Origin of the sequence: Anabaena sp. UHCC 0399 (assembly GCF_034931465.1) — a bacterium.
Lineage (GTDB): Bacteria > Cyanobacteriota > Cyanobacteriia > Cyanobacteriales > Nostocaceae > Trichormus > Trichormus minutissimus.
Genome location: NZ_JAYGGZ010000013.1, coordinates 1 through 26959, shown reverse-complemented (window position 1 = coordinate 26959; position 26959 = coordinate 1). Strand labels below are relative to the sequence as shown.

Annotated in this window: 23 protein-coding genes and 2 pseudogenes; 9 read left to right on the top strand and 16 right to left on the bottom strand. The window is 40.3% G+C overall.

What is annotated here, in order from left to right:
- Positions 1 to 64 precede the first annotated feature (64 nt).
- Positions 65 to 2686: a leucine--tRNA ligase gene (leuS, locus tag VB693_RS09520; RefSeq protein WP_323266117.1), complete on the bottom strand. Its 2622-nt coding sequence runs from the start codon at positions 2684 to 2686 to the stop codon at positions 65 to 67.
- A gap of 179 nt (positions 2687 to 2865) precedes the next feature.
- Between leuS and VB693_RS09515 the strand changes: the two genes are divergently transcribed.
- On the top strand, positions 2866 to 3315 hold the full coding sequence (locus VB693_RS09515; protein ID WP_323266048.1) for a gamma-glutamylcyclotransferase: 450 nt from the start codon (positions 2866 to 2868) through the stop codon (positions 3313 to 3315).
- A 64-nt stretch (positions 3316 to 3379) separates the two neighbouring features.
- On the opposite strand, the gene VB693_RS09510 is transcribed toward VB693_RS09515, so the two are convergent.
- The 3 genes from VB693_RS09510 to VB693_RS09500 all read right to left on the bottom strand — a co-directional run bounded on the left by VB693_RS09510 (position 3380) and on the right by VB693_RS09500 (position 5611).
- Positions 3380 to 3988 (bottom strand): anti-sigma factor family protein, encoded by a 609-nt coding sequence (locus tag VB693_RS09510; RefSeq protein WP_323266047.1) that lies wholly within the window; start codon positions 3986 to 3988, stop codon positions 3380 to 3382.
- Positions 3989 to 4146: 158 nt separating this feature from the next.
- A complete protein-coding gene (locus VB693_RS09505; RefSeq protein WP_190706266.1) occupies positions 4147 to 4803 on the bottom strand; it encodes a sigma-70 family RNA polymerase sigma factor in 657 nt (218 codons plus the stop codon).
- 655 nt (positions 4804 to 5458) lie between these two features.
- Complete coding sequence (locus VB693_RS09500; protein ID WP_190706263.1) at positions 5459 to 5611, bottom strand: hypothetical protein; 153 nt, start codon at positions 5609 to 5611, stop codon at positions 5459 to 5461.
- Between the two features lie 272 nt (positions 5612 to 5883).
- Here VB693_RS09500 and VB693_RS09495 point away from each other — a divergent pair, with 272 nt between their 5' ends.
- The 3 genes and pseudogenes from VB693_RS09495 to VB693_RS09490 form a co-directional block, all read left to right on the top strand.
- On the top strand, positions 5884 to 6699 hold the full coding sequence (locus tag VB693_RS09495) for a L,D-transpeptidase (RefSeq protein ID WP_323266046.1): 816 nt from the start codon (positions 5884 to 5886) through the stop codon (positions 6697 to 6699).
- Positions 6700 to 6868: 169 nt separating this feature from the next.
- Positions 6869 to 7114: a transposase family protein gene (locus tag VB693_RS29010; RefSeq protein ID WP_416233377.1), complete on the top strand. Its 246-nt coding sequence runs from the start codon at positions 6869 to 6871 to the stop codon at positions 7112 to 7114.
- A pseudogene (locus VB693_RS09490) lies at positions 7101 to 7292 on the top strand (transposase); the annotation flags it as partial. The gene VB693_RS29010 and the pseudogene VB693_RS09490, both read left to right, overlap by 14 nt.
- A gap of 155 nt (positions 7293 to 7447) precedes the next feature.
- On the opposite strand, the gene VB693_RS09485 reads toward VB693_RS09490, so the two are convergent.
- Positions 7448 to 8281, bottom strand: coding sequence for a photosystem II manganese-stabilizing polypeptide (locus VB693_RS09485; RefSeq protein ID WP_190706255.1), 834 nt, complete (start codon positions 8279 to 8281; stop codon positions 7448 to 7450).
- A gap of 386 nt (positions 8282 to 8667) precedes the next feature.
- On the opposite strand from VB693_RS09485, the gene VB693_RS09480 reads away from it, so the two are divergent.
- Positions 8668 to 9030, top strand: a complete 363-nt coding sequence (locus tag VB693_RS09480) for a hypothetical protein (protein WP_323266045.1) — start codon at positions 8668 to 8670, stop codon at positions 9028 to 9030.
- Between the two features lie 16 nt (positions 9031 to 9046).
- Here VB693_RS09480 and VB693_RS09475 read toward each other — a convergent pair whose 3' ends face one another.
- Positions 9047 to 14032 (bottom strand): hypothetical protein, encoded by a 4986-nt coding sequence (locus tag VB693_RS09475; RefSeq protein ID WP_323266044.1) that lies wholly within the window; start codon positions 14030 to 14032, stop codon positions 9047 to 9049.
- Positions 14033 to 14282: 250 nt separating this feature from the next.
- Positions 14283 to 15614: an ATP-binding protein gene (locus tag VB693_RS09470; RefSeq protein ID WP_323266043.1), complete on the bottom strand. Its 1332-nt coding sequence runs from the start codon at positions 15612 to 15614 to the stop codon at positions 14283 to 14285.
- Between the two features lie 508 nt (positions 15615 to 16122).
- Here VB693_RS09470 and VB693_RS09465 point away from each other — a divergent pair.
- From VB693_RS09465 to ftsZ, 3 genes are all read left to right on the top strand, one after another.
- On the top strand, positions 16123 to 16959 hold the full coding sequence (locus tag VB693_RS09465; protein WP_323266042.1) for a cell division protein FtsQ/DivIB: 837 nt from the start codon (positions 16123 to 16125) through the stop codon (positions 16957 to 16959).
- Between the two features lie 537 nt (positions 16960 to 17496).
- Positions 17497 to 17682: a hypothetical protein gene (locus tag VB693_RS09460; RefSeq protein WP_323266041.1), complete on the top strand. Its 186-nt coding sequence runs from the start codon at positions 17497 to 17499 to the stop codon at positions 17680 to 17682.
- A gap of 92 nt (positions 17683 to 17774) precedes the next feature.
- The gene (gene ftsZ / locus VB693_RS09455; protein ID WP_190706243.1) at positions 17775 to 19061 is read left to right on the top strand and encodes a cell division protein FtsZ; all 1287 of its coding nucleotides are present in this window, start codon (positions 17775 to 17777) and stop codon (positions 19059 to 19061) included.
- 283 nt (positions 19062 to 19344) lie between these two features.
- On the opposite strand, the gene gshB is transcribed toward ftsZ, so the two are convergent.
- From gshB to VB693_RS09420, 7 genes and pseudogenes are all read right to left on the bottom strand, one after another.
- Complete coding sequence (gene gshB, locus VB693_RS09450) at positions 19345 to 20313, bottom strand: glutathione synthase (RefSeq protein ID WP_323266040.1); 969 nt, start codon at positions 20311 to 20313, stop codon at positions 19345 to 19347.
- A gap of 149 nt (positions 20314 to 20462) precedes the next feature.
- Positions 20463 to 20726, bottom strand: coding sequence for a glutaredoxin 3 (grxC, locus tag VB693_RS09445; RefSeq protein WP_323266039.1), 264 nt, complete (start codon positions 20724 to 20726; stop codon positions 20463 to 20465).
- 231 nt (positions 20727 to 20957) lie between these two features.
- Positions 20958 to 21926, bottom strand: coding sequence for a hypothetical protein (locus tag VB693_RS09440; protein ID WP_323266038.1), 969 nt, complete (start codon positions 21924 to 21926; stop codon positions 20958 to 20960).
- Positions 21927 to 22273: 347 nt separating this feature from the next.
- Positions 22274 to 22563, bottom strand: a pseudogene (locus tag VB693_RS09435) (transposase); the annotation flags it as partial.
- A gap of 687 nt (positions 22564 to 23250) precedes the next feature.
- Positions 23251 to 24990, bottom strand: a complete 1740-nt coding sequence (gene hflX / locus VB693_RS09430) for a GTPase HflX (RefSeq protein ID WP_323266116.1) — start codon at positions 24988 to 24990, stop codon at positions 23251 to 23253.
- A 129-nt stretch (positions 24991 to 25119) separates the two neighbouring features.
- The gene (locus VB693_RS09425; RefSeq protein ID WP_323266037.1) at positions 25120 to 25449 is read right to left on the bottom strand and encodes a type II toxin-antitoxin system PemK/MazF family toxin; all 330 of its coding nucleotides are present in this window, start codon (positions 25447 to 25449) and stop codon (positions 25120 to 25122) included.
- A complete protein-coding gene (locus VB693_RS09420) occupies positions 25427 to 25648 on the bottom strand; it encodes a hypothetical protein (protein ID WP_323266036.1) in 222 nt (73 codons plus the stop codon). The genes VB693_RS09425 and VB693_RS09420 overlap by 23 nt, the downstream gene beginning before the upstream one ends.
- 121 nt (positions 25649 to 25769) lie before the next feature.
- Here VB693_RS09420 and VB693_RS09415 point away from each other — a divergent pair, with 121 nt between their 5' ends.
- The gene (locus tag VB693_RS09415; RefSeq protein ID WP_323266035.1) at positions 25770 to 26396 is read left to right on the top strand and encodes a Uma2 family endonuclease; all 627 of its coding nucleotides are present in this window, start codon (positions 25770 to 25772) and stop codon (positions 26394 to 26396) included.
- Here the strand turns inward: VB693_RS09415 and VB693_RS09410 are convergent.
- Together VB693_RS09410 and VB693_RS09405 are read right to left on the bottom strand one after the other, a co-directional pair.
- Positions 26393 to 26671: a DUF2281 domain-containing protein gene (locus VB693_RS09410; RefSeq protein WP_323266034.1), complete on the bottom strand. Its 279-nt coding sequence runs from the start codon at positions 26669 to 26671 to the stop codon at positions 26393 to 26395. The genes VB693_RS09415 and VB693_RS09410 overlap by 4 nt on opposite strands.
- Positions 26672 to 26724: 53 nt before the next feature.
- The coding region (locus tag VB693_RS09405) for a TPR end-of-group domain-containing protein (protein WP_323266033.1) at positions 26725 to 26959 on the bottom strand (235 nt) is incomplete at its 5' end.

The following is a 26959-nucleotide window of genomic DNA, read 5'->3' as shown; positions in this document are numbered from 1 at the left end:
CATCGCGTCTCCATAAATAAATTTACTCAGCACTCTTCATTACACGAATAACTCGTGTGAGCAACTAAACAACCACAAAATTGACCAACTTCCCAGGTACAACAATCACCTTTTTAATTGCCTTGCCTTCCAAATAACGCTGAACCGCTTCTGATTCACGGGCATATTTTTCCAACTCAGACTTATCTGCTTGGGCTGGAACTTGCAAATCAGCGCGTTTCTTACCATTAACCTGAATCACCAACGTGATTTCATCAGCCACCAAAGCAGCCGAGTCAAAAGCAGGCCAAGTCTGAGTATGAACTGATTTACTATTACCCAATAAATGCCACAATTCATCAGCAATGTGTGGAGCAAAAGGAGCTAATAAAATCACCAAAGTTTGCACACCTTCAGCATAAATTGGTGAATTGCGACAGTCAGCATCAGAGAGGGTATTACTTAACTTCATCATCTCGGAAACAGCTGTATTGAATTGATACTCATCTTCTAAATCTTCCGTTACAGCTTGGATAGCCGTATGAATTGCCCGCCGTAATTCCTTTTCTGGCTTACTCAAATCAGCAAGTTGAGCCTGTTTACGACAGACCCCAGCCGCAGCATAATCTGTCACCAACCGCCAAACCCGATTTAAAAACCGGAATTGTCCTTCAACATCCGCCTCATCCCATTCCAGGTCTTTTTCTGGTGGTGCTTTGAATAAGATGAACATCCGCGCTGTGTCTACACCATACTTAGAAATTACATCTTCTGGCGCAACACCATTACCCTTAGACTTGGACATAGTAGCGTAAAGACGCTCCAATGGTTCACCCGTTTGAGGGTCACGGGGGTCATTGGGGTGAACTAAATTGGAAGGAATCCATTTATCTTTACCTCCCTTGTTGGGATTCAGGTAAGTTAAACCCTGCACCATCCCTTGAGTTAATAGGCGTTCAAATGGTTCATCAAAGTTCAACAAACCTCTATCTCTCAATACCTTAGTAAAGAACCGGGAATATAACAAATGTAAAATAGCGTGTTCGATACCACCTACGTATTGCTCTACGGGCATCCAGTCATTAGTTTTAGTAGGGTCAAACACCTGATTTTCATTTTTAGCATCAGGAAACCGCAAGAAATACCACGAGGAATCAATAAAGGTATCCATCGTGTCGGTTTCTCGTTTAGCAGGAGTACCACAAGTAGGACAAGGCACATTTACCCAACTTTCCAACTGCGCCAACGGTGAACCACCACGGCCGGTAAATTCCACTTCTTCGGGCAACTGTACAGGCAAATCTGCATCTGGTACTGGTACTATCCCACAGTTGGGACAGTGAATAACTGGAATGGGTGCGCCCCAATAGCGTTGGCGCGAAATCAACCAATCCCGTAAGCGATATTGAATACGTTCTTTACCAAAACCTTGTTCTTGGGCATATTTAGTAATTGCTGATTTGGCTTCTGCGGAAGTCATGCCAGTAAACAACCCAGAATTGATTAAAATTCCTGGCTCAGTGTATGCCTCGTTATATTCAATCTGAACTAGTTGGGTAACTTCTTCTGTTTCTGATGTTGGGCTTAAATCAAAACCTGCCACATCTTCTAGGGCAGCGATAACAAAATCAATGGGTAAATCATATCTTTGGGCAAATTTAAAATCCCGTGCATCATGGGCAGGTACACCCATAACCGCCCCAGTACCATACTCATACAGTACATAGTCGGCAATCCAAATAGGTACTTCTTCCCCTGTGAACGGGTTAATGACTTTGCCACCAGTAGGAACACCGCGCTTGGGTTTGTCTTCGGCGGTACGTTCCAACTCACTTTGATTTGTCACCTCTTGAATAAAGGCTTCTACTACCGCTTTTTGGTCTTTAGCGGTGACTTGCTGAGTCAGGGGATGTTCTGGTGCTAAGACTACGTAGCTGACACCGAACACAGTATCAGGTCGAGTGGTATACACGGCGATTTTTCCATCGCTGCCGACAATAGGAAATTCTAAATACGCTCCTGTAGATTTCCCTATCCAGTTCGCCTGCATCAACTTGACCCGTTCCGGCCAGCCTGTCAATTTATCCAGGTCGTTTAATAATTCTTCGGCGTAGTCGGTAATTTTGAAAAACCACTGTCTGAGTAATTTGCGCTCAACTTTAGCACCACTCCGCCAAGAACGTCCTTCATTATCAACTTGTTCGTTTGCTAATACAGTTTGGTCAATAGGATCCCAGTTAACGGCTGCTTCTCGTTGATAAGCCAAACCAGCTTCTAAAAACTGCAAAAAAATCCATTGTGTCCACTTGTAATAGTCTGGTGAACAGGTGGCAAGTTCACAATCCCAATCAATTGACAAGCCAAGACGCTGCAATTGTTGCCGCATTTGGTCAATATTTTGATAAGTCCACCGGGAAGGGGGTACGCCACGGTCAATGGCAGCGTTTTCTGCGGGTAAGCCAAAGGCATCCCATCCCATTGGATGCAGTACCCGATACCCTTGCATTCGTTTGAGGCGGGCAATCACATCGGTAATTGTATAGTTACGGACGTGACCCATGTGCAGGCTGCCCGATGGATAGGGGAACATGGATAGAGCGTAGAATTTGGGCTTATTCCTATCTGTAGGGGTCTTATCTAAGCCAAGTTCTAACCATGTTTTTTGCCATTTTTCCTCAATCGCTTCTGGGTTGTATCGGGAATCCACCAAAAATTCTCCTACTGGACTGTAAATCTTATGTGCCTCCATATTGTAGATGATGGTAGGCAAATGACAATTCGTAATTCGTAATTACTAATTCGTAATTGCGCTAGGGGAATTTAAATTTAGAGCAATCCCTTTCAAGCTTAATAAGTAACTGTGTAATTAACTTTGCTTAAGCTCATATGATATTCCATACAAAAATTTCTGGGAGAGTGCGGGTTTTTGTCTACGGTACACTCAAACCAGGTGAAGTCAATTATCAAAAATACTGTGCTGGGCTGGTAGTAGATACCCAAAGATGCACCACTCTGGGTCAACTGTTTGCTTTGCCGATGGGCTACCCAGCTATGACTATAGGAAAAGAACTAGTCCACGGATATTTAGTCTCTTTTGCTGAACCCTGGATTTTAGATGTCTTAGACGAGCTGGAGGATTATCAACCGACTAGACAAATGTCAGGAAATCTCTACAATCGCCAAGAGGTGGAAGTATACAATCTCCAGGGTTTGTCTCTGGGTTGGGCTTGGGGATATCTGATGAACCCAGAAAGAATCAAAAAGCTAGGAGGTTTACTCCTACCTGATGGTTGGTGGAGTGGTTGTGATCTATCACTCCAGGATAGCTGGGACTAAGGGTTTGTAGTGAGGACTTTAGCCGTGAAAATCAGCACTTAAGTGCTGACTACAAACATGGAGATTAGTTGATGTTTGGGATAACTTCTCCTAGTCCCGATGATGGTTGATTGATCAACTTCTTTGGAGAAGATGTTGCTGCCTTGGGAATTTCCATGACTGGGTTGTTCAAGGCGATCATTGGCAATAGTTCTGACTTAGCAGCAGCCTGGGTAGGTTGTGCTTGTGGTTGTTGTGCTAGCTGCAATATGCCAGATTCTCGATTTGGCAGCCAGCTAGATAATGCACCAATCATACAAGCAGCGATCGCCGCACCACCAAATACCCATTTAATTCTAGAACGACGATTAATCCGCGCAAATACTTGGTCGGCTGTCGTTTCTGGGGTCGTTTGGGTTGTTGGCACTGGCATAGTCCGCAGACCTTGCCTGAGCTTTAGTAGTCGGCTATACAGGCGTTGAACAGAGGCATCATTGGCTAACCAATCTTCTACTTGCCGACGTTCTGCTGCTGTCACCTCACCATCTAAATAAGCACTCAATAATTCAAAGCGATCGCGCTTCACCATATCCATAGCACCCGTTGCTTCATTGGTATGCTTTGCCATCTCATTTGGTAAATCTCTTGGAATTTGCCACCGACAAGGATCATTAAACTGAGAATCAGTAGTCATACTAACATTATTAGCAATTCATCCACGGGTAAAAGGAGTGGGCAAACCTAAGAGCATAATTAAATTTTTCTCCTGATGGCAGAGGCACGAGCCACATTCCTCACAATTCTTAATCAATGCTTAAATTCTGCCATAGGGCAGAGTGAAGATACTGTAAATTAGGCATCAAGATAGTTTTGCAATTGAGTTTGCAAGCGGGTTCTCGCTCTGGCTATTCTTGACTTCACAGTTCCTAGGGAAACTCCGGTGATTTCGGCAATTTCTTCATATGCCATCCCTTCGATTTCTCTCAGAACAATGGTAGTGCGGAATACTTCGGGTAAATCCGCGATCGCCTCACGCAATTGCTCGTAAAATTCTCTTGTTGTCAGTTCTTCCTCTGGCCCAGGAGTATCTCCCGCAATTTCCCAATCCATTTCACCGTCATCTACTGAACGGGGAGCATCTAACGATAAGGGACTCATAACCCGCTTCCGCTTCCGTAATTCGTCATAAAACAAATTGGTGGCAATGCGGCTTAACCAGCCCCTAAACTTAGATGGTTCTTGCAATCGGTTAACATTCCGATACACTCGAATCCACACTTCTTGAGCCAAGTCAGCTCTGTCTGGCCAATCTGGAGCTAGGTGGTATAAAACCCTATCAACTTGGGTTTGATAGCGGCGCAACAGTTCTGCAAACGCAGCACGATCTGGGCGCAGTCCTGCTTGACAGCGCAAAATTAAATCGTGGTTAGAGAGTTTGTCAACTTGCACCGATGCTTCTGAATACCCCGCATCACCCGTTGACCAGGATACAGTAATCGATTGACTCATAGATCGTACTGGTTGTAAATCATCCCTATCTATTAGACTTGGTAATTGGCAGCTTGTTCCTGAATAAGGGACGGATTGAAGACTGGAACACTGAGTTATAAAATTTTGGCTGGATTTCTGATTACGCAAAATCTCAATTTTCCCAGTTAGCAATTGCCTGGACTATTATGGTGCATCATCTCCGTTACTGCAATCTGACAAATGTCTGTGCAGATCATCTCATCTGACTATCCAATATTGACAAATGCTGTATCATATGCGTCAACAATATCTAGTTAGAATTTATGAGGCGTAATGCGTAAAACTCCTCTGATTTATGCGGGGGATATCAGCGAATAGCCAATTAACAATTCAAAGTTAAACAATAAACATTGTAGGGATGATCTGTTTGAATACCTAATTATGTAAATTAGACAACTTGGTAATTAACAATCAAATTAAAAAACTCAGTCATCTGGCAGACAGAAATTTCACTTATAAGCATCTATTTTTGATTATAAGAACGGTGATAAAGACAGCTATAATATGGCAAATGTCTAACCTTTGCTATGATGTTAGGCGATTATACAGGGTAAATACTCGGCTAGTTTGATATTTGAAGACTCAGTGTAACTTTAGTATTACTAATCTTATGGATATGTAACCTTAAAAAATGTTATTTTTCCGGTCTTGTTACCAAAACTGTTGCTGATGTTTCTGTATGTTGTTGCTCACTAGCACCAGAATTAGTGTAACGAGGCACGCGGACTTGAGAAAATAAATTGAGGGCAAATGTAATTGTGACTGCTAATAATAGTTTTTCCAACATAGTCTTTCTCCCACCCACACCATTAATGATTTATTCTGACTCTTGGAGAGCAATCAAGATAATTTCAAAATTTAGAAATCCATTTTGGCAACGCCAAGACAATAAAGTGGTTCTTGGCAAGTCTATTAGTTAAAATTTTTTGATCGCCTTAGTTTGCCCAAGGTTATCAATAGAGTTATAAGTTAACAGATAGGAATTTATAAATTCTTAAGAATTGGATAATCAAGGACTTCAACTATTAAGCTGAGTATGTCAGGGATAAACAAGAAGTGATGGCAATGGTAAAAAATGAATCTCTAGCACGTATGGTAATGCTTATCTGTTTTGGCACAGCTATTTTATCGGTAGCTATCCATTGGCGCATTACTACAACGCAAGGGCAGTTTAAAAAGCCAGCCTCCACCATAGCCAGCCGCCCTGGAGATGTTTACGCAGGAGGCTTAGGCGAAACTGCGTTCGGTGCTTCTACACCTCCAAATAAAACCAACCAGAGGGCTTCCCAAACAAAGTCCTCGGCTATGGAGTCTAATATTAATTCAGATACTATTAATCAAAATGTAGCTTTAACGACTAACACAGCCGAAAAATCACCATTATTAACCCCAGAACTAAAACAAAAGACCAATACTTCTGAGCAACCGAGGTCTATATTTTCTCAGATTTTCACTCAGAACAAGTCTTCTAACCAAAAAGGCAAGATCAACAAGCAAGTGGTAGTTGATTTAAGCGATCGCCGCACCTATGTTTATAGGGGAGATTTAGTTATCGCCAGTTACCCAATTGCTGTAGGTAAGAAGGGTTGGGAAACGCCTACAGGTACGTTTGAAGTGAATGATAAGCAGCATGATCCTATCTGGCGACACCCCATAACTGGCAAAGTTTTTCCGGCTGGTTCTGATAGTCCTTTGGGAGAAAGATGGATTGGTTTTTGGTCGGATGGTCGTAATGAAATTGGCTTCCACGGTACACCAGATATTCATCTCCTAGGAGCAGCAATTTCTCATGGTTGTCTCAGAATGCGTAACTCTGATGTCCGCTTACTTTACGAACAAGTAGGTGTAGGTATGAAGGTCGTAGTCCGTGAATAATAATGGTTCTTCAGTACTTACTATGCTAAATCATTAGCTGCAAAGGTTAAAAAGTATAAAAAATTGCATAGGATCTTTAGTAAAACCTTTGACCTGATTGACTTAGGATGCAGATTCATTATTAACTGTAAGTACTAGAAAAGTATTTTTTGTTTGTCTATTTACAGTTATGAGCAGGAAACAAAATATTAAAATACTAATAGAGCTTCTAGATTTAAAAGATGTGAAAGTTATATCACATCGCCTTCATGTCGGGATAGGAATGATTTTACAAATAGAATCAATAAAATCATACAGTACTTGTCCTCGCTGTGGGACAAAAAGCCATAGATTACATCAAAATCATCGATACATTGTGAAAGATTTACCTTTCGGTGAGAAACCAGTATTTTTAGAAATGTTTTCCCAAAAGTAACAATACTATTATCCGTTGGTTTGATGAGATAATTGCTTACTTTGATAATGGGAAAAATAGTGGTGCTGTGGAAGGTATTAATAACAAGATCAAGTTGATTAAACGTTCCGGTTATGGATTTAGAAACTTTGAGAATTTCCGAGTTAGATGCTTATTGAATTGGCATTTTAACTATTAGTTACGCATACTATGTACTGAAGAACCAACAATTTCATCTATGACCTGCCAATAAAAAAGGGCTTTTCACCCTTTTGTGATCATAAATTCTGTTGTGATTTACCCCCAAATAATTAGGGGGTAAATTGGTTAAGAGGTTTTTCTCATCAAGGGCATTTAGCCACGATTTGGTTCAACCCTAGCGAAAAATAGACCGCGAACCTTGACTTCTTTGGGTTCAGCCGCACCTAAATCAGTATCAGAGGGCTGTTCACTCTCGAAAGTACCAGCAATTTCGCCACTAGCACTATCTACTTTTGCTACTTGTAGAGAAATTGTACCTTTGAGAATTTCCGCACGCTTGACGTTAGCGCGGGTGAGTTCTTCATCATCGGATTGGGCTGGTAAAGCCACAGCATTGTCATAGCCACTAACGATACCGCGACCTTTAGGATCGAGGAAAGCAGCACCACGATAGGAAGGTACTTTAAAAGTTCCTTCAAAGTCTGTGGAAGTGTTGACACTGGTTAAACCAGGTTGAGTTTGAGCAACTAAGTTTTTAATAGTGAACAGGAATGGTACTCGTTCACCACCAGGTAGTTGCACGGTGATGGCTTGGAAGTCAAGACCATCTTTTTCCGTAAAAGTCAAGCTGTTATCAGGGTTGATAGTCAGATCGCCGGAAACTTGGTCAATGGTGGAAGTATATCTAGTCAACAATTTGCCAGCGACAAATTCTGCTTTTTGACGTTTATTCGCAGGTTCTTCTTTGACAAAGAAATTGGTTGGTTCTAAGCAGAGTTCTTTAATGGCGTAGGATTGACTAGAATCCAGGGCAATTGATCCACGGCTTGTTTCTGTTAGTTGGGGGCATTTGTTAGCCAAGCCAGTGCCTCGAATTTGTTCGTAAGTGAGTATATCCCCACTGCTAGCAGCAGGAGCATCACTACAAGCGGTGAGTAGCCCCAAGCACACAGCTAAGAATGCAACAATTAAAGCGCGATACCTCATGGTCAACCTCAATGTCAAAAATTAGTATCTAAAGGTTTTGGGCGCATGGATGAGTAAAACCCGTTCCAGATCGGCATAAGTGCTTGAATAACGCGAAGATTGGCTTTGGCTTCGCGCTTTGCAAATACTGTATGTATTTGCAGTGTCGCCCAAGTCGTTCTGTAGTATGTATGTATTGCCACTACATACAGCCCATTGCTTTATAAGGAAATCAGCCAGATCATACGATTTTTTTTAACTCAAAATCAAAGCACTCTGATCTCAATTAAGCAGCTTCGATCCCATTTAGCTACGATAAGGGACTTGTGACGCGTTACTGCTCACTAAATGAAAGCCCATAATCCTGGGTAAATTTGAGTAGACTTAATTGTAATGGAGAGGGTGGAATGAGTAAAAACAGTAGTTCTGAATCAGGGCAATTGCCCGAAAAGTTACAAAAGATTGCGGCTGTAGTGCATGATGTAGCCCAGAGTTGTCAAGGAGATGTGACAAACCTGTTAAAATTGCTACGCCAGTTGGAGTATTTACATCGGGAGATTCGAGATAGTTCCTTTCAGGAGAGTTTGCCTAATAACCGTCAGCAACTCTACGCATTGCTGAAAGATATTGAATCTGAGGGTGGTTGGCCTTATATCGAACGCATGAGGCTGCAAGCTTTTTTGAAAAATTTGTTACAAGAGGAGGCTAGTCAAAACGGGGAGTTGGAAACCATTGATGAAATGTTAAGTAGCGATCGCTTTGCACCTTAATCTGATCAGCTAGACTCTAGCGATTTGCGCTGTTATCTTCACAGAGTGAGCGATCGCTGGCTTCTACGTTGTTGTTGTGTTTGAGGTAATCATCTACCCAATAACAACCACGAGATAGTAGGTCATCCATATGCAAATTCCAGAGAATAATCGTATTGTCATCACTAGCTGATGCTAACGTTTGACCATCAGGGCTAAAACTGACACTCAAGACCGGAGATTGATGCCCGTTGAGGGTTTTAATTAATTTGCCCTCACGGCTCCAAAGCTTGACTGTGCTGTCCCAATTAGCAGAGGCGAGGATTTCACCATTAGGACTGAAAGTTACAGCATTAACACTGTCGCTGTACCCCTTTAATAAGGTTTGTAACAAAGTCCCGTCTCGCCGCCATAGGCGAATTGTATTGTCCCAACCGGCAGAAGCTAGCAATTGATCTTTGGGACTAAAAGTCACCCCCAGCACCCAGCTATCGTGGGGGGTAAAGGTTTTAATTAAAGTTCCATCCCGTCGCCACAGTTTGATGCTTTTGTCGTCGCTAGCAGAAGCTATTATCTGACCATCTGGACTGAAACTAACGCTGTTTACCCGCTCCTGATGCCCTTCTAAGGTTTTGAGCAAACTACCGTTACGATTCCACAGTTTGACGGTTTTGTCCCTGCTAGCTGACACTAACAACTCACCATCAGGGCTAAAATTCACACTGATCACACCATCACTGTGTCCGAGGAGAGTTTTGAGTAAAGTCCCGTTGTGTCGCCAAAGTTTTATAGTTTGGTCATAACTACCTGAAGCGATAATTTCACCTTTAGGGTCAATACTGACGCTATTAACGATATCTGTATGACCTACTAAAGTTTTGTAAATATTTGTTTCGATTTTACCATTGATCAAATCTCGTCGCCAAAGTTTCACGGTGCGATCGCGACTTCCAGAAGCCAACATCTGACCATCAGGACTCCATGCAACGCTCAAAACCCGCCCCTCATGACCGTGCAGAATAGGTAGTGTGGTAGATTCAAGACTCCACAATCGCACACTTTTGTCATAGCTGCCTGATGCCAGCATTTTGTTATCTGGACTAAAAGCCACGCTAACAACTGCATCGCTATGACCTTTAAAAGTTTTGATTAATATCCCAGTTTGAGTCCAGAGGTTGATGATATTGTCATCGCTGGCAGTAGCTAACTTTTGACTATCAGTGCTAAAGCTCAGACTCCAAACTGTACTGGTATGTTGAGTTAAAGTCTTGTACATTTGAACATCGACAATATCTCGCTGCGTGCGCTCTATTTGCCAAAGTTTAACTGTTTTATCTCGACTGGCGGAGGCTAGTAGTTCACCATTGGGGCTAAAAGCCACGACTGTTACACCCAATTCATGACCTGACAAAGTTTTGACCAAGCTACCATTCCTCTGCCAGATTTTTACTGTTTTATCTTCACTAGCTGAGGCAATAAATCGACCATCAGGGCTAAAACTGACCCAATTTACTGCTCCTTCATGTCCCTTGAGTGTCGTGACTAAGCCACCGTCTCGTCGCCAGAGTTTGACAGTTTTATCTCTACTTGCGGTAGCTATTAACTCCCCATCAGGGCTGAAGGTGACGTTATAAATCCAATCTCCAGCATTATCAAGGGTTATGGATGGTTGTTGGTCAAATATTCCCGTTGTGGGGTTTTTGCGCCAAATTATTACAGTTTTGTCGAGGCTAGAAGAAGCCAGACTTTGACCGTCAGGGCTAAAACTCACGCTAGTTACAGCACTACTATGACCGACAAGACTTTGGCTTAAATTGCCATCACGATGCCATAACTTGATTGTTTGGTCAGTGCTTGCTGATGCCAATAATTTACCATCTGGGCTAAATGTTACACCCCAGACAATATCAGTGTGTCCTTCTAAGCGATTTAACTCTGTGACTCCATAAATTGCCTGTTGCAAGGCACTCACCACTCGCATTTGAGTTTCTGGGAGGATTCCCTTTGAGTGTTTAAGTTTTCTCCAAGCACGCAAACTTTCTAGTAGGGCATCAAATTGCTGATTAGAAGTGTATAAGGCTTCACTAGAGGAAGCGATCGCGCTAATTTGTAAGTTGGTTTCACTGCTTTCAGCGCGGATTGTTTGCATCTCTGCGGCTCTTTTTTGGATGTCAGCTTGCCACCACAGAGAGGCGATAGTGCTACCCATGATTGCTAACAGGACACCAGCTATGCGTGCTTCTCGCAATCGCCTTCGCAAAACCAAATTGAGTTGTTCTTGAGAAACCTGTTGAGCTACTTCAGCTTGCTTTTTTTCGCCTTTTACCTTCTCTAATTCAGCTGCTATACCGTGATTATTTTTTTGACGAATTGGTTCTACTAAATAATCATGCACCAGTTGGTAGCAATCGCCTGTTTCTTCTCGCCAACGTAATACTAACCCTGAACCGACTAAAATCTCTAAAATTAAGTCTCCAGATGAATCAAAATCGGATATTGCGTTACTATATTGTTCGATGACGTGGGCAAAATCAATTTTATTTTTTAATGGACGTGTACCTTTTTCATCAGTTAGCTCAAATAATAATTGCCAACTTAACGCTTCATTTTTTATCCCACAATCTTTGATAACCTCTTCTAACCATCGCTCTACTAATTTTTTCGAGCCACCACAAAGTTTATATTTTTCTAAAGTTGTAATATTCTCTGCTTGTAATTGTGCGCCTACTATTTGCAATTCAATTGGATGTACTTCTCCTATATCTCCTGCTAAATCTTGTACTAGTTTGTTAATTAGTTCACTGCTCATTTCATAGTGAGAGTTTTGAGTAAAGCTACATATAATACTTAAAGCATCCTCAATCGAAAAATTTCCTAAATAATAGCGAATATCTTTATCTAAAATATTTTGGTTGATTACACTTAAATCATATAAAATTTCACTACTACTCTTACTAAGACGTTCAAATTCCAATAAATAGTGTAAATAATCTTCTCTCAAAGAAATAATTATTTTTACATAAGGAATATTCAAACATTGACTCAAAAAATAATAAAAATTCATTCTTTGATCAACATGATTAATAAAGAAAAATTCTTCAAACTGATCAAGAATAATAATTATTGTGTAATTTCGTTCAACAATTAAGCGAATTTTTTCAATAATACTAGTCGGAGTAAATTCAACTAAACTTGAGATATCTGTCTGTGAGATCGCTTGATTAACACAGTTTCCTAAAGCAGAAATCCAATCAGTATACGCAGATAAAACAATGGATAAAGGGATACGATCACCAATAACTTTTCCCATAAGAGCAGGGACTAAACCTGCTTTCAAAATTGAGCTTTTGCCAACTCCAGATGGGCCATGAACTATGGTAAGTTTATAATCAGAACGAGTAATTCTTTCAATTAAACGATGAATATCTTGCTGTCTTCCAGATACAGCTATTTCCTGGGCAATATCATCAGGAATAGATGCTATTTTTTGAGATTCTAAAACTGAGTTTATTTTGTAACGTTGTGGTTGTAATTGACTAGCACCAATAAAAGCACGAAAGCCATATTGATGCTCAATTTGAATTTTTTCTTGTTTGATTTTAAATGCTTCTAGATAGTCATGCCGTTCGATAAAATAGAGCGATCGCAACTCGTCTAAAATTTCCAAATAAAGTGAAGGTTCATGGTGTACTTCACAAACTACCTTAGCCCATTCTAGGTTACTAATTGCTTCTTCTGGCTTTCCTAAATGCCATTGTGTTCTGGCTAATAATAATAGATATCTACTTTCTTGGTGGGGAGAAATTTCTGAGGATTGTTCTGCGATCGCTAGGGATGAAGTGACTAGTTCATGAGCTAATATCCAATTAGATTCCGTAATTGCGATCGCAGCTAAAAAGCTATAATCTTGAGCAATTTGTGCTGGGAAACCATATATTTTATGTAATTTTAAAGATTTGTGAGTTAATATCTTTAATTCTTCCCAGCCTTGTAAGTGTTGTAACATTTCACAGGCTGAAAGAATAAACTTAGCAACTAAATCTTCTCTTTGCGCTTCTGCCAATATCTCTAGACATTGTTGAAACCATAACAAAGCACGTTGCCAATAGCTACTCTTACTACCTCGGTGTAAATCTGCCATCCGGCGATAACACAAACCCAGGTGAAATGATATGATTGCCTGCCAAAGCTCATGAGAGTAATGACACTTGACAGCACCTAAATCTCTTAGCTTTCTTGCTTCCCTCTGCCACAAAGCTAGGCTTTTTTGGTAATGAGCTAAAGCACTATTAATTTGATCATTTGCATATTTATCTCTTCCCAAAACAAATTCTAAGCTAGCTTCTAGTCCCGGTTCTAATTGCAAACTATATAAGCGCAGTAAATCATTACGAGCTGACTCTATTTCGTGACGGTGTTGCGACTTAGGGTCTAAATTAAGAGCAGCATTAGATATAAATTTATCAGCACCTGTTTCTAACACTCTAGCAAATAAAGACTCAGTTTCTTCCCTAATTAAGGCAATTAAATCTTCTTTTGCAAGTTCAAATTTAATTGTGGTTGCTGCCCAACTTTTAAAATCAGGTGCTAACCTAGAAAGTGATGATGCTACTTCATCTTGTAGCCATAATACTAGCGGAAAAGGGAAAGTAGCTGCATAGATATCTCGTGCTTGATTAATACCAATAATTAAATCATCAAGAGAAATGATTGACTCTAGACCAAAAACCATTACAGATGATGGTAATGAATCTGTAGCAACAGCAGGTTGTTCTAGAAATAGTTCTGAGGATATGGTTGTATGTAAGGTGGTAGTAGATGAGGGCAAAAATAGCTCTCTGATATTCATATCTTGACTTTGAGAGCGTAGTTCATTTAGCATTTGCTCTCGTAGATGTTTATAATTACAACGTACTAAAATTAGAGCAAATTGGTCTTTAGAAAGCTTAATAGACCTAATTAGTCTTTGTAGAGAATGCTGATTATTATTAGTGATCGCTGTCGTCAGTTGGCATTGTGTCATAGTTATAAACTTTAGAAATAGAAATAAAATACAAAAATTTCACCACGGCAGAATGTAAAAGGCATAGTTAGCCTTTTACACTTTTATTCATCCAACGATTTACACATAAAAATGTGTTGTGTCAAAAAATGGATAATTGCTTTTGCAGCGTGCTTGTACCAATTTAAAATTAATCATAATTCAAACTTCCATAAAGTTGAGGATTTTAAGTTTGAATTTTGCGTATTGAGTTGCTTAAGCTATTGTTTTCTTACTTAACTTTTTGCCAAGCAACAACTTTTTCTGTCTCTGCTAATGCAGGGCTAATACCAAACCAACGACCTCTAGGATCTCGATATTCAAACAGATACATACTTCTGAGCAAACTCTGGTAGTCTGACTCTCCTTTAACACTCTGCTGTTGTACTACTTCAAATAGCAATTCCCACTGACATTCATCAATTGCTAATAGCAGATCATCACGGTAATCTTTAATGACAGCTTCTAAACAGTCTCTGGAAAATGGCGGATCTTGTCTTTGCAGACAACTGTAAAGTAACCCCAATAAATTACGTATGTGTCCACCACTGACACGACATAAACGATCTAAAGTTTCTGGTGAATCAAATAACTCTCTAATAAATTGCTCCCGGTCATTAGAGGTAAATTCTGGAAAAGCTCTTGCTAAAACCAACTGGCGCAGTAGAGACATCCCTGGTTCATAATCACTACCATCTCTTTGTCGCACCAGTACCATTGGTAAAACCTTGGGTGCAATACCCCCACCTAAGCGATTTTTGAGTGCTTCGTACTCATTAGAGAAAATTAATGCCAGTGGAATAGTGTAAACTAGATGACATTTAAGTCGGCGTAACTGTTCGCCTCTATCAATGAAGAGATATTCTGGTTGCGTTCGTCCAGATGCCATTGGACGCATATCTACTCGATCTAAGTTATCTACAATTACTACTAGTCCTTTTTGACCCCGTAACTTTAGCTGTTCAATTGCTTTTTCTAATATCTCTTCATTAATCGCTTGCAGGATGCTATTGGTACGAGGTTCTAAATACTGTCTCAGTTGATTGCGTAACTGAGTGCTATCTTTGGTTTTAGCTGTAATTTTGGCAATACCCAAGGAAAATTCGGCTTCTCCTGAAAGTTCTATGGGTGTTTGCAAAAAATCGCCTATTTCTCTAAATAAATTGGTAAAATAGCCTGGTTTTTGCTTGATACCAATTGCTTCTAAACTGACACTAACTTGACGAGCCACACTCAGTAGAATATCACTGATGTCAATATCTGCCATGTCTAAGTCTTGGCTGGACTCAAAATAAACTACATGAAATCCTGCTAGTTCTAGCTCTGCTTTGAGGCGTTGTAGCTCTGTTGACTTACCGCAACCAATATGACCTGTAAACAACTGACAGGTAGGCTCGTCAGGAGAAATACGACTGATTGTACGTTGTAATTCTTCGACAATCTTGCATCCACGCACATCAGCAAAATCTATATAGTATTGCTGATCTAACTTCACACTCATATTCAATGTGTAGCTAGGATTACACGCTTTGTAAAAGCGCGACAAGTTTAATGTATTTCCCATTTGCAGATGTAGATGCTATTTTCTGTCTTCTTAGACACTAATTATCTCTAACTTTTAGTGATACCCCGTATGTAATTATTCGTATTTTATTATTTATTTGTCATGAAAATTATCACTTATTTCTGACAACAGCTTCTTAAGTAATCTTCTGACAACTTGAAATTATTCTGGGATTGACAACATAGTAGTTCTCGTGTGCGTGAGATATACGGATAGGATCGCAATACTTGGCACTATATTTTTTAAACGTAAAATTTTTAAACGTAAAATTTTTGACAGTTTATTTTTGGCTTGCTTGATTAGGAGTTCTGTAATTGATAGTTGACACCCCAAGCTACATCCGAGATAAGGATTACACCTGAATTTTGTTAGGGTTGCTGTAAAGTGTTACTAGCAATCACACCACTTTTAAACAAGGCAGCTAGTTCATGACAGTATTTATACTGAACTTGACCGAGAATTTAAGCCTAACAATGAATTTAGCCTGTAATCTAAAGATGAGGTATTAATGCCTGAGATTGTATCTGTTTCTCGCAAAGATTTAGCCCAACGGCGCCAAAAATTACGCCGACAACGCCAAGTAAAAATTTTGCAAACGATTTGGCGTAGCATTGCCATCAGTGGACTAGCTGGTGGTTTGCTGTGGGTGGCTATCCAACCGATATGGGTGTTAAAAACACCTAAACAAGTATTGATAACATCAGGTAATCAATCACTTTCACAAGAGGCGGTTCGGTCGGTGTTACAACTATCTTATCCTCAGTCTTTATGGCGGATTCAACCCTCTGTTATTGCAGAATCCTTGAAGAAACAGCCTACTATTGCACAAGCGACTGTTAACCGTCGCCTTTTTCCTCCAGGATTAATGATCGAAATTGAGGAAAGAGTACCTGTAGCGGTAGCGCAAAAAACTAAGGAACAAGGAAATACTAATAAAGATAGTACAGGTTTATTAGACGCAAATGGGATTTGGATACCTTTAGAAAAATATATACTGATAAATCCTGACTTTAAATTGCCTAGTCTGAAAGTGATTGGATTACCAGAAAAATACGGCTCATACTGGAATCAACTGTATTCCTATGTCAGTCAAAGTTCCGTCAAAATTACGGAAATTGATTGCCAAGACCCTACAAACTTAAGATTGAAAACAGAAATAGGAAATGTCTATATCGGGGCTTTCAGTCCTCAATTGCCTGAGCAGATTAATTTACTTGCTAGAATGCGTAACTTACCCAAAAAACTCAACCCCAGTGAAATCGAGTACATTGACTTGACAAACCCTGACTCTCCATTAGTACATATGATCCAAAAAAAGGAGATCATTAACTCTTCAAATCCTTAGTACCGCTACACTGAATGCAACATTTAAACAGCCTGTACTTCAAGACTTTTAAGGCTTAGAACTATATATTTAATTTCGCCATATTGCACTAGCAGTAGACTGTTCTATAACTGATAAGCAGAGTCTCTCTTTTTGGGGAATTCCCTGATGAACCACAGTTATAGAACTAATTTTTGCCAAAACTTGGAATTATTCCCAATTGTGAAACCTATAAACTATATTATTAAGGCAGATAAGACATACTGTGGCTTATATTTGCAAGTTGTGTTATAAACTCATAATTTTTAGAGATGTTTTAGTAGTATTTTTATTAAATGTATGTCTAAGTGCTTAGATTTAACCCCTAGAACTAATCATCAAGGAATCAAAAACATTTATTACAAGTATTACTTTTCTAAAATCTGTAAAAATAAACACAACTAATGTCTAGTACAGACCACAGTAAGTAAGATAAAAAGCAATAGTGTGAATAGTAATAGCAGTGATCAATTTCCACCCTTAACAAAGAAAGTGTATCGTGTATGCCAAAGGTATACTATGCAAAATCGACAATGTGGCAAAAATATTAATATCTTGTTGAAGTTATACAGATCAATTTTAGGTGAATATAGGTATACTTCTCTAGAATTAGCTGTGCGACCAGCTGCCTTTGTAGCTTATACCATAGCCAAGTTTCCCACTGACAATCCTATTAAGGCTGGAAGTGGTGACAACAATAAATAACAGTGCCATAAATTTTGGCTATGTCGAACTATAGTTGACTTCTAGGCAAATAACATCGGAAATAAAGTCGTTTATCTACCTTTCTGAATCCAATGACACTTGATAATAACCAAGAGCTTACCTATAAAAACTCCCAATCTTTGGGGCAACCTGGTTTCTCCTTAGCAGTAAACGCATCTAACCCCTTTAATCATTCTGGACTGAATTTTGCACAAAACCACGACAGCAAGAAAATTAATACTGAAAGTGGCAGAATTGGTGAGATTGTTCCAGGACGGGTAGCCAATATTAAAGTGATAGGTGTAGGTGGTGGTGGTGGAAATGCGGTGAACCGCATGATTGAATCTGATGTTTCTGGGGTAGAGTTTTGGTCAATTAACACGGATGCCCAAGCTTTGACTCTAGCAGGTGCGCCTAGTCGGTTACAAATTGGACAAAAACTCACACGAGGTTTAGGGGCTGGTGGTAATCCGGCTATTGGTCAAAAGGCCGCAGAAGAATCGAGGGATGAAATTGCTACAGCTTTAGAGGGTGCTGATTTAGTGTTTATTACTGCTGGTATGGGAGGTGGCACTGGTACTGGTGCTGCGCCCATTGTCGCAGAAATAGCGAAAGAAATGGGCGCACTAACTGTTGGTGTGGTGACACGTCCTTTTGTCTTTGAAGGTCGTCGCCGTACTACCCAGGCAGAGCAAGGTATTGAAGGACTCAAAAGCAGGGTTGATACACTAATTATTATTCCTAACAATAAGCTATTGGAAGTGATTCCTGAACAAACACCAGTGCAAGAAGCTTTTCGCTATGCAGACGATGTATTACGTCAAGGTGTGCAAGGTATTTCCGATATCATTACGATTCCTGGCTTGGTAAACGTAGACTTTGCTGATGTTCGTGCTGTAATGGCTGATGCAGGATCGGCGTTGATGGGAATTGGTGTGAGTTCTGGAAAATCAAGAGCGAGAGAAGCTGCGATCGCCGCTATTTCTTCACCACTGTTAGAATGTTCTATTGAAGGAGCTAGAGGAGTTGTCTTTAATATTACTGGTGGTAGCGATCTGACTCTACATGAAGTCAATGCTGCCGCAGAGACGATCTACGAAGTTGTTGATCCTAACGCTAATATTATTTTTGGTGCAGTCATTGATGACAGGCTACAAGGTGAGGTCAGAATTACTGTGATTGCTACTGGATTTACTGGGGAAATACAAGCAGCACCCCAACAGAGTGTAGCTAATGCCCGTGTAACAACTCCACCTAAACGGCAATCTTCGCAGCCACCAGCTGCTAATCCACCAGCAGTCACTCCAGAGCCTAAAGAAAAGTCTGGTTTAGATATTCCTGACTTTCTCCAGAGGCGACGCACACCACCACGGAATTAAGAGTTTAGATTTGAGATTATTAAAATTTGTAGTCTTAGGTCAGGCTGAGTGCTATATAAAATCTGTTAATTCTCAAGCAGAGAGATAGGGAAAATGCAGTGGTTAGCAGTATTGTTGCTATCTGCGTAAATATCTGTTTGTTAACAAATCAACATCAATCTTGGTTGATGTTGATTCGTGAACCAACGGCTTTGTCGTATTGCCTAGAAAAAACTTGCCTTGCCGTAACTTCAGGATAGAGCAAATTACAGATGTGGCAATAAATGTCAGTTATTTTAGTTTTTTATTTTTGCAAAGTTTGCGCGATCCACTTAATGACTTGATGAGCAAGGCGAGTACCATCCAGCCTGTCAATTTCTCTCAATCCGGTGGGACTGGTGACATTTACTTCCGTCAAGTAACCGCCAATCACATCAATACCCACAAAAATTAAACCGTCTTGACGCAATTTTGCAGCTACTTGGGAGCAGATTTCGTACTCTCTGGGGGTGATGTCGGTTTTAGCCACTGTACCGCCAGTTGCCATATTGTTGCGAAAATCACTCCCACTAGATAGACGATTGAGTGCGCCAATAGGCTCTCCATTGAGGAGGATAATCCGCTTGTCTCCTTCTTTAGCCTCTGGTAAATAAGTTTGTACCATGACTGGTAATCGACCTTGGTAGGTACTGAGTTCAACTATAGAATTAAAATTGCGATCGCCTGACTGCAAAAATAAAATTCCTTCCCCAGCTTTATTACCTAGTGGCTTGATAATCGCTGCTCCTTTATCTGCAACAAATTGGCGAATTAACTCCTTATCAGCACTCACAATGGTTTCTGGAATGGCATTGGTAAACTGGAGGGCATACATTTTTTCGTTTGCGTCTCTAATACCACTGGGATTATTGATCACCAAAGTTTTATTTTGGTCAATGTAATCCAGAATATAAGTAGCGTAGAGGTAAGAATCATTGACAGGTGGATCTGTCCGCATAAATACGGCATCCATCGTTTCCAGAGACACGAAGGGACGCTGGCTCAACTTATACCAAGGATTCGCTGCTTTCCAGCGTCCCTCTAGCAACTCCACTGGTGTAATTTCCACCTGCTGTAAAATCGCCCAAGCCTTGCTGTCTACTACACTCAGCCAGTTAACCTGAGTTACCCACACTTCATGTCCCAAAATTTGTGCTGTTTCCATCAAAGCAACGCTTGTATCATGACACGGGTCAAGCTGATGGATGGGATCAATAATAAAAGCCAGTTTCACACTTTTTGCCTCAATCGCCAGAACATTCCCAGGATAGTCAATTTAGATTATCTCAAGAAATACAGGTGATAGGTGACAGGGGACAGGTGACAGGAAAGAGAGTTTGATTTATTTGTTTGGTTTTTACCCTATTCCCGACTCTCTACTTACTAGCTACTTGCTAATAATTCATCTAGCTTGCCTTTAGCTTCCAAAGCGTGGATATCATCACAACCACCCACATGGCGATCGTTGATAAAAATTTGTGGTAAAGAACGTCTTCCATTTGCTCTTTCTGACATTTTAGCCCGTGCTGCTTCGTCTCCATCAATACTGTATTCAGTAAATTCAACACCTTTTTGAGTCAGCAAATTTTTGGCGCGGATGCAGAATGGGCAAGTCATCCAAGTGTAAATTTCTACCTTAGCAGCCATAAAGTCCTCAATTTATTTAAATATTTATTAATTTTAAGCTTTACTTTTGAAGTTTAGTCAAAATGACGAATGAATCTGGTTGTGAGCAAGAATCACAGTCGCCATGATGTAATATTTTGCTCAATAACTTTTGAGTTACTTCGTCAGGAATTGTTTGAACAAAAAAATAGGTTGACAAGTGTATCAATACTTCTCAACCCATATATTTTCATGATGCTTTAACAGAGTTTTTTAAATTTGTGAGTTGCCATGATTATTTTTTTTCTTAGCTTTGAAAGCACCTGCTGCAAACAAGCCTAAAGCGGCGATCGCGCTAGGTTCAGGGACAGTTCTAGGCGTAGATACAACTGGAGTGGGTTGATAGTAAGTTGTGGGTGGGGATGCTGGTGTGGGTGCTGGTGCTGGAGTGGGCGCGGGTTCTGGTGTGGGTGCTGGTGTGGGTACGGGCTCTGGTGCTGGTGCTGGTGCTGGCGTGGGTGCTGGTGCTGGCTCTGGTGTGGGTGCTGGTGCTGGTATTATTGCAGCTGACTTATTTACAAAAGCTTCACTTCCACCATCACCAAATGCTTGAACATGGAATCCAACACGTAAGGCACTACTTTTTAGGCTATTAATAACATCATTGAATGTGATGTTGGTGTCTAGATTAAAAAGTACACTAACAAATTCCCCAGGGTTCACACCCATTTGCGAGACTGGTTGATTAGCCTCAATGGAAAAGTCTGAGTTAAAACTGCCTCCAGGAGCATTATTACTTCCGGGTAGTGTACCTATTTTCTTGGGAATTACGAAATCCACACCACTACCGCTATTAGTTATTGACGCGATACTTTTTAACAAATTCGTGGTTTGGTCAAAATAAATTTGGGTTATTGAAGAGGCTTGTTGTCCAAAGTTATTGAAGGTAAATAAAACCTGGTTTGATTGACTGCTTTGAGTAATATCTAAAAATAGTTGACTTTCACCTGTTGCAGCATTAACAACACTATTGCCCGTGATATTTTGGAATCCAAAGCTCGTAGCTGGTGCTGGTGCTGGTGCTGATGCTGGTGCTGGTGCTGGTGCTGGTGCTGGAGATGCTTGAGAACTGTTCTTGTCATTCTTAGCCTCTGCAATGGTAATCTGCCCTGTTCCAATCACAGCAAATGTCATTAAACCCAAAGCTATGTGGCATAATGTTGATTTTGAATATTTTGACATTTTCTCTTTTGTCCTTAGTTAAAATCTAGGATTAACAAAAAATCAGATTTTTTTACTAGAATTGCTGAATACAATTTGGCATAAAAAATTACCAAAGTAAGGAATTTATTCCTTAGCTTTATCAAAGATTTAATTAACAATAAAATTATATAAAAACTAGTTATTTCTCAGTGATAGTGCTAGTTGTATTCATTTTTAAAATACAGTGTTATTACTGAAACACATCAATTTATATATTCTTTAAAAGAATACAAAAAATCAGTTGTGTGTGAAGTTATAACAAAATAAAAGGGGTTCTTCCTTACCTGTTATGCTAAAAACATCTGTAAATAGGGTTTGCTGAAAAGTCATGAAAAGGGAAGAGAAAAATTGACTAAGTAGTCAGGCAGGCAAAAATATAAGTTTTTGTTCTCTAAAATTCTCCTGTTTATCAGGATTGCTAATAAAAAAGTGGTTTTGAAAAAGTAACAGAAAAAGATACAAAAAAGCCTTAATAGCAGGGTAGAAATATTCATAACTAAAAAAGTTAGGGCAATAGAAGTGAGAGAAGTATGAGGCAGTTTAGCCATAACTCTGCCCAAGCTAAATCTTCGTTTACTTGTCCGAATTTACCCATTTTTATTGAATTTTGCCCTCGGCAAATCCAACCATTGATCGTGAAGCGACTATTAGCAAAATCTTTAGAAGAGTAACTCACAGGCAGTACTTCGTGCATATATCGGCTTAGGAAAAATACAATACTATTGTTATGTGGATCAACGGGTTTAAAAATTGTTTTAGCCATTTTTTAGTGTTAATTTATCAACCCAAGTCTGGGAAAGCCAAGATTATTTAATATAGTGATATCTTATTTTACATAAAATGTGTACTGATGACCTCCTGCCAATAGAACTTGAACTTTGATATCTCTGAACTTCGATGATTGTGAACTTGATAGGATAGAATTATTTATGTTTAATAATTTTAGTAGTTAGTGTGTTTTTTGAGATTTATAGGACTTACGCACAAATTACGGAATAACGTTCGCGTAGCGTGCGCGTAGCGCATACCACAGAGACGCAGAAAACACAGAGAAATAAGGGTTTGAGAGAGTTTTTGCGTAAGTCCTGATTTAAACTAAAAAGTTACTTTTAATCTTTATGTAGTAGTTCTTTTTACATATCAATTGACTACTTGTTCTAGCATCCTTTTCCCAAGATTGTCATCACGTAAATTCCACATCAGCACAATCGGCTGAATGGGATAGACAAATTTTATTTATATATAAAAAATGCCGTAAGCATAATAGCTACGACATTATTATAACTTTGCTTATGCTACGTGTTTACCGCAGGTCAACAGCGTATTGAATCAACTGGCTAAGGCGATGACGTAGGGTTTCTAATCCTAAACGCTGACTTGCTGAAATAAACACGGCTAGGGGAAACTCTTCTTGAGCTAAAGCTAGAGTCTGGCTATCTACTTGATCAATTTTGTTAAAAGCCACTAACGCCGGGCCGGGAGTTATTGGCATTTGGGCGAGAATTTCCCGAACTGAGCGAATATGACTCAACCAAGCCGGATGGGATAAATCTACTAGGTGTAATAGGGCATCCGCTTCTGTTACTTCTTCCAAAGTGGCACGGAAGGCATCCATTAGTGATGGTGGTAGCTCATGGATAAACCCTACAGTATCTGTAATCAGAATTTCTTGGGTTTGTCCATTCTCGTCACCAGGAATCACTAAACGGCGTGTAGTGGGGTCAAGAGTTGCAAATAATTGGTCTGCTGTGTAAACTTCCGCATTGGTGAGAGCATTTAACAGGGTAGATTTACCAGCATTGGTATAACCAACCAAAGCCACTGAGGGAACTTCCTGATGTTGTCGTCTTTGGCGTAAGCGTGAACGGTGGGCTTGTAATTGATCAACTTCTTGTTGTAGTCGGGAAATACGTCTTTGAATTGTGCGGCGTTCGGTTTCTAATTTAGTTTCACCAGGGCCGCGAGTCCCTATACCACCCCCCAGTCGAGACATTGCTTGACCTCTGCCGGTGAGTCTGGGCAGCATATATTCTAACTGTGCCAATTCTACCTGCAACTTACCGGCGCGGGATTGAGCGCGTTGAGCAAAGATATCTAAGATAACTTCGGTGCGGTCAACTACGCGGATACCAATTTGCGCTTCTAAGTTGCGGACTTGGGCGGGTGAGAGGGCGCGGTCAAAGACGACGAGGTTACATCCTAATGTTTGGGCTGTGAGGGCAACTTCTTGGACTTTGCCTTCACCGATGACGGTTTGGGGATGAATGCGCGATCGCTTTTGTTGTACTGTCTGTAATACATCACCGCCAGCCGTATCCACCAGCCGCGCCAATTCTGCTACGGTATCGTGGAATTGCTGTAGTGATATTTGCTCAGTCATTACACCCACAATTAACACGCGATCATGGTCAGCATCTACTTCCTGGGCGACGAATTCCCGGCGGAACTCTTCTTCGAGTCCTTCCACCAAGTCCATGAAATCTTGGTCTGCCAGATGATCTAAGTCTAGTGGTGGTGATATGCTCCAACTGGGAGACTGACCATTATTTGATCCTGCGATCGCTGCACTAGGAATCAAAGCACGGGCATCTTGAGGGACTAGATGAGCTAAATAAGCTTCTTTAACGTAACCTGTAGCCCCACCACCGCGCCGTGTGAAGCCAGTCCCAGTAATATTTATTACCACTAAGGCATCTAAACGTTGCATTGCCATTGCTGTTAAAGCCCCTTCACTTGGCGGTTCTGCCTTGAGATGGGTGGCTAGACAACGAATACCACTAAGACGTTCTGCACCATAACGTGGCAATTCCATTGGCGGGATTTGCGTTTGACGCGGTGTGCCTACGCCAACACGAATCACTTGTCCGCGACGGTTGACGTAGGCACACACAGGTTGATTAATTTCCGTGCTAATTGCTGCCAGACGCTGGGAGAACTCAGGCGTGGTGATGCGATCGCCTGGTATGCGCTGGTGGTACAGTCGCTGTAGTTGTTTCAGCTGACTGGACTTTAAACCCTGAAGATTACCGAAAATAGTTTCTATAGGCGTTTCGACCAGTTAACTGGCCCCCCGAATCCTTCTACTGTCTATTTTACAACAGTGCTAGGGGTGCAAACTCAATCTTTTGAGGGTTGCTTAGGGGAGTGGGGGCGATCGCGGTTAATTCCTAGTTTAAAACTGAGGCTTAATGTACATATCCCATATTTCTTTTAGCCGCTTTGCATCTGATCCAGAAATTTGCCCGATTTTGGTGATTAACAAAGACTTTTCCAAGCAATCTAATCTAGACAGCCGCACAGTTGAAGCAACACGCAAGCCACTTGCAGACCAATCATTGAGAACCGCATCAGTTTGTGTGCGCGGTTTAGCAGATGTAACTATTGCTGCGACAACATCATCCCCATCTAACCACAAAACCAGCACAGGACGCTTTTTAGAACCGCCACCACTGGTAAAGGGAATGTCTGCTACCCAAAACTCACCTGCTTGGATAGTCATCATAAAGTCCTTCGTCTTCTGGTGCGTAACCTTTCAAAAAGGCATCATGACTACGGATTTTTTCAAGTGTTTCTGCTTTTTGTTGGATGGTAATTACCCAACATCCGGTAGTAATACTGTTTAGGATTGATTCTGGGAGATGCAATTTTTCTCCTGGTTGCAGTTCAATTTCATAAATCAATTTAATCAATTCACCATTCATAATTTTGCGTTAAGTGAGTAGAGATTTACTCTGTGATTTTATTTATGAATATCTCTTAGTTTATCAGCAATTAATTTCAGGATTATAATCAACTCATACAATTGCCTTATTTCATCCAGCAATGGTCACTACGCGTAACGCTTCAGAACAAAGAGTTGTGTTGAGGAATATTAGCTGGCAGACTTTTGAAACGATGCTAGCTGATATGGGAGAAGACCGGACTTCCCGAATGACTTATGACCAAGGAATGCTGGAAATCATGACCCCACTTTTCCCCCATGAGTATTGGAAATGTTTAATTGAACGCCTGATTTTTGTGCTAGGAGAAGAGTTAAATTTAGAAATTCTTCCGGCGGGTTCTACAACATTTAAACGGGAAGATTTGCAGCGTGGTGCTGAACCTGATGGCAGCTACTATATTTGTAATGCAGTATTGATGAGGAATAAAACGGAGATTGATTTAAATACTGATCCAGCACCAGATTTAGTAGTAGAAATAGATTTGACTAGTTCTTCACTAGATAAATTCCAGATTTATGCTTCTTTGGGTGTGGCTGAATTGTGGCGTTATGATGATGGATTACTTTATATTTATCAACTGCAACAAGGGCAATATATAGAGTGTAATAGTTCACCGATGTTTAACCAGTTGAATTTAACTGAAATTCCTAGATTTTTAGAAGAAAGTCAGCGAATTGGTGTGATGGCGATGACAAGAAACTTCCGTGATTGGGTGAGAAACAGTTAGAAATTCGTTAATTCTGGGTCTGTTAAAAAATCTTCGGCTGTAGCTGCTATATAAGATTCTAGTATTTTGTGGCGTTCTGCTATGGGTAGCTTGGCAATTTCTTTAAGAGATAACTGGTTTACTGGTTGTGGTGATTTTTCGCTTGCTAATTGGTGATTTTTTGCGGTTTTTTGAACGAGAAATTCAACAAAATCTAGCACTTCCTGTTGTTTTTCATTGGAAAGAATGCGTAGATTATTTATCACAGCCTGTTCAATATTTATTGTTTCTGGCATTCTATTTGTATTCCCTCGATATATGAATATATCTCTATTGCATTAAAAGCTATTTATTTTTGCATTAAGGCTTTAAACCGTTCATCGTCTCTAATGCTATCAAAATCTGAATTATTTTTTGCCCATTCACGACATTCTTCAGGATTAAAATTAATAGCTATTTGCAGGTTTTCTATTGCTTTTTCAATATTATTTTCAATGGCGTAACAGCAAGCTTTATTGTACCAAGCTTCGTGAAAATCTGGTTTAAATTTCACAGCTTGGTCGTAGGATGATATTGCCTCTTCA